The organism is Streptomyces rugosispiralis (assembly GCF_024505145.1).
Classification (GTDB): domain Bacteria; phylum Actinomycetota; class Actinomycetes; order Streptomycetales; family Streptomycetaceae; genus Streptomyces; species Streptomyces rugosispiralis.
The window spans coordinates 1-3747 of sequence record NZ_JANIAA010000121.1; the positions used below are offsets into that span (position 1 = coordinate 1).

1 protein-coding gene is annotated in these 3747 nt (G+C 70.9%); it reads right to left on the reverse strand.

The genetic code is table 11. From position 1 onward, the window contains the following. A partial coding sequence (locus NP777_RS46580) for an SDR family NAD(P)-dependent oxidoreductase (RefSeq protein WP_449343569.1) occupies nt 1–3723 on the reverse strand: 3723 nt, incomplete at its 3' end. Nucleotides 3724–3747: the final 24 nt, after the last annotated feature.

The window sequence follows — 3747 nt, forward strand, 5'->3', positions numbered from 1 at the left end:
ACGACTCAGCGCAACCTCATCACCCAGCGCATCGAACAGCGACCAATCGGCGAACGGGGCGAGCGCATCGGCGCATTCACGCATCCGCCCCGCGAACACCGGTGAGTGCGCCAACAGTTCCATGGCCATTCCGGCCCACTGCGACCCCTGGCCGGGGAAGACGAACACCACCTTGCGGCCGGACCGGGCGGCGCCACCGGTCGAGACGACGTCCAGTCCACGTCGTAGCTCCGCGAGGTCCGCGCCCACCACTACGGCGCGGTGCGACTGACGCGAACGGCCGGCCACCAACGTCCACCCGACATCGGCGGGATCCAGGCCGGGATGGGCGTCGATGAAGGACGCCAGGCGCTCGACCTGGGCCCTCAGCCCGGCCTCTCCCGCACCTGACAGCACCCACGGCACGGGCAGCTCCAGGTCGGGCCCGCGCACCCGATCGGGCCGGGCCACCTCCGGCCCCTGCTCGACGATCACATGGGCGTTGGTGCCGCTGACCCCGAACGAGGACACACCCGCCCGGCGAGGAGCGCCGGTCCGCGGCCACTCCCTCGCTTCGACGAGCAACTCGACCTGGCCCGCCGCCCAGTCCACATGGGGCGAGGGCGAGTCGACATGCAGGGTCGGCGGCAGTACACCGTGGCTCATGGCCATGACCATCTTGATCACACCGGCGACACCGGCGGCCGCCTGGGTGTGCCCGATGTTGGACTTCACCGAGCCGAGCCACAGTGGCGTGTTCTCGGGCCGGCCCTGACCGTACGTGGCAAGCAGTGCCTGCGCCTCGATCGGGTCGCCGAGGCTGGTGCCGGTGCCGTGCGCCTCCACCACATCGATGTCCGTGGCGGACAGCCGGGCGTTCGCCAGGGCCTGCCGGATCACCCGCTGCTGCGACGGGCCGTTCGGCGCCGTGAGCCCGTTGGACGCGCCGTCCTGGTTGACGGCGGAGCCACGCATCACCGCCAGCACCCGGTGGCCGTTGCGCTCCGCGTCGGAGAGCCGCTCCACCAGGAGCATGCCGACGCCCTCACCCCAGCCGGTGCCGTCCGCCGCCGCCGCGAACGCCTTGCAGCGGCCATCGGCCGCCAACGCACGCTGCCGGGAGAATTCCAGGAAGGCCGCCGGAGTGGCCATGACGGTCGCACCGCCGGCCAAGGCCAAGGAGCATTCGCCGGAGCGCAGGGCCTGTGCGGCGAGGTGCAGCGCGACCAGCGACGACGAGCAGGCCGTGTCCACGGTGACCGCCGGGCCCTCGAGGCCGAAGGTGTACGCCAGTCGGCCCGAGGCGACACTGGCGGCACTGCCCGTGCCCAGATACCCCTCCGCGCTCTGCGGGGCCCCGCTCGCCAGAGCGGCGTAGTCCTGGCCGTTGGTCCCGACGAACACCCCGGTCCGGCTGCCCTTGAGGGTGGCAGGGGACATACGGGCGCGCTCGAACGCCTCCCAGGCGACCTCCAGCAACAGCCGCTGCTGCGGGTCCATCGCGAGCGCCTCGCGCGGCGAAATCCCGAAGAAGCCGGGATCGAACGCGGCCGCGTCATCGAGGAATCCGCCCGCCCGGACGTACGAGGAGCCAGGGTGGTCGGGATCCGGGTCGTACAGCTCGGCCAGGTTCCAGCCCCGGTCCGCAGGGAACTCCGACACTGCGTCACGACCCTCGGCCAGCAGCCTCCATAGGTCCTCCGGCGAGTTCACCCCGCCGGGGAAACGGCAGCTCATCCCGATGATGGCGATCGGTTCATCGTCCACCGGGCGTGTCACCACCGGGGCCGGTGTCCGTCCGCCCAGGCCCAGCGCCTCCCGGCACACATGCTCGGCGAGCGCTGCCGGGGTCGGGTAGTCGTAGATCACGGATGCCGGGAACCGTACCCCGGTGGCCGCGGTGAGCCGGTTCCGCAGCTCCACCGCGGTGAGCGAGTCGAAACCGATCTCCTGGAAGGGCCGGGCCGGGTCGATCGCCTCGGATGCCGAGTGTCCCAGGACAGCGGCCACATGCGTACGGACGAGGTCCAGCACGGTGGCCGCCCGCTCCCGCTCGGCCATGGCTTCAAGGCGGGTGGCGAACGCGTCGGCCGGTTCGCCGTCGGCCGCCTCGGTCGGCACGAATCCGTCGCCGAGCAACTCGCTGAGCAGCGGGCTCGGCCGTGAGGCGGTGAACCGGGCCCCGAAGGTTGCCCAGTCGATGTCGGCCACCATCACCGTGGTCTCGTCAGCGGCCAGCACCAGCCCCAGGGCGGCGAGCGCCGACGTCGGATCCATGCCCTGCGACCGCGCCACCTCCGCGGCCATACCGGATTCGGCCCAGGCTCCCCAGGCCACCGATGTGGCCACCAGGCCTTCGGCCCGACGCCGCCACGCCAACCCGTCCAGGACAGCGTTGGCCGCCGCATAGCTCCCCTGACCCGCATTGCCCACAGTCCCCGCGGCCGAGGAGAACAACACGAAGGCGTCGAGATCGGTGTCACGGGTCAACTCATGGAGATGGCGGGCACCGTCGGCCTTGGCCCGCATCACCTCACGAATCCGCTCCGGGACCAGCGATTCGAGCACCCCGTCGTCAAGGACGCCCGCCGCATGCACGATGGTACGCACATCCGGGATCGTCGCCAGAAGAGTGGCGAGCGCCTCACGATCGCCGACATCGCAGGCCACGACGCGCACTCGGCTCCCCAGCTCGGCCACCAGCTCGGCGGCACCCGGCGCCTCAGCCCCCCGCCGGCTCACCAGCACAACCCGCTCCACACCCCTGCCCACCAGCCAACGCGCCACCTGACCGCCCAGAGCACCCGTACCACCAGTGACCAGCGCGGCACCACGCCCACACCACATGGTCGGTGCCTCACCACCCGCGTCACCAACCGGCATCGCCCGCTCCAAACGGGCACCCCATGTACCCGTGGCACGGACGGCTATCTGATCCTCACCAGTGCCCCCGACGAGAACGCCGACCAGCGCGTCCCCAACGCGACCGTCCATTTCGGCAGGCAGATCGACCAGACCACCCCAACGGTCCGGATGCTCCAAACCGATCACACGGCCAAGACCCCAGATTCCCGCCTGATCAGGATCCACCAGATCACCCTCGACCACCGAGACCGCACCACGAGTGACACACCACAACGGCGCATCGACCCCGGCCGCCACAAGGGCCTGGAGCAATAGCACCGTCGCCTCGACCGACAACAACGACACCACACCCGCAACCGGACCCGCGTCCAGCTCGCCGACCGTTTCGCCCGTCACGACCTCGACACTGACCCCGGCACCGGCCGAACGCAGCGCAGCAACCACATCGGTGCCGTCCGCACCCGGCTCGACCACAACCAGCCAAGTGCCGGTGAGGCCCACCTCCCCGGACACCACCGGGATCGGGGACCAGCCGAGCCGATAACGCCAACCATCGATGACCGAACGCTCCTGCCGTGCCCTCCGCCACGACGCCAAGGCAGGCAGTACGGCGCTCAACGGCTGTTCCTCGTCAATGCCCAGCGCCAGCGCGTCCCCGCGCTCGACCGCGTCCCAGAACGCCGCGTCAACGGCGCTGGCCGCGGGCTGCTCAGGGGACGACTCCAGCCAGAAACGCTGCCGTTGGAACGCATAGGTGGGGAGATCGACCCGCCGACCGCCGGGGAACACCGCGTCCCAGTCCACCTCCACGCCCCGGACATACAGCCCGCCCAAAGCCGCCATGACGGTCGGGGGCTCCGGACGATCCCGGCGCAGCACCGACACACCATCGCCATCGGCCAG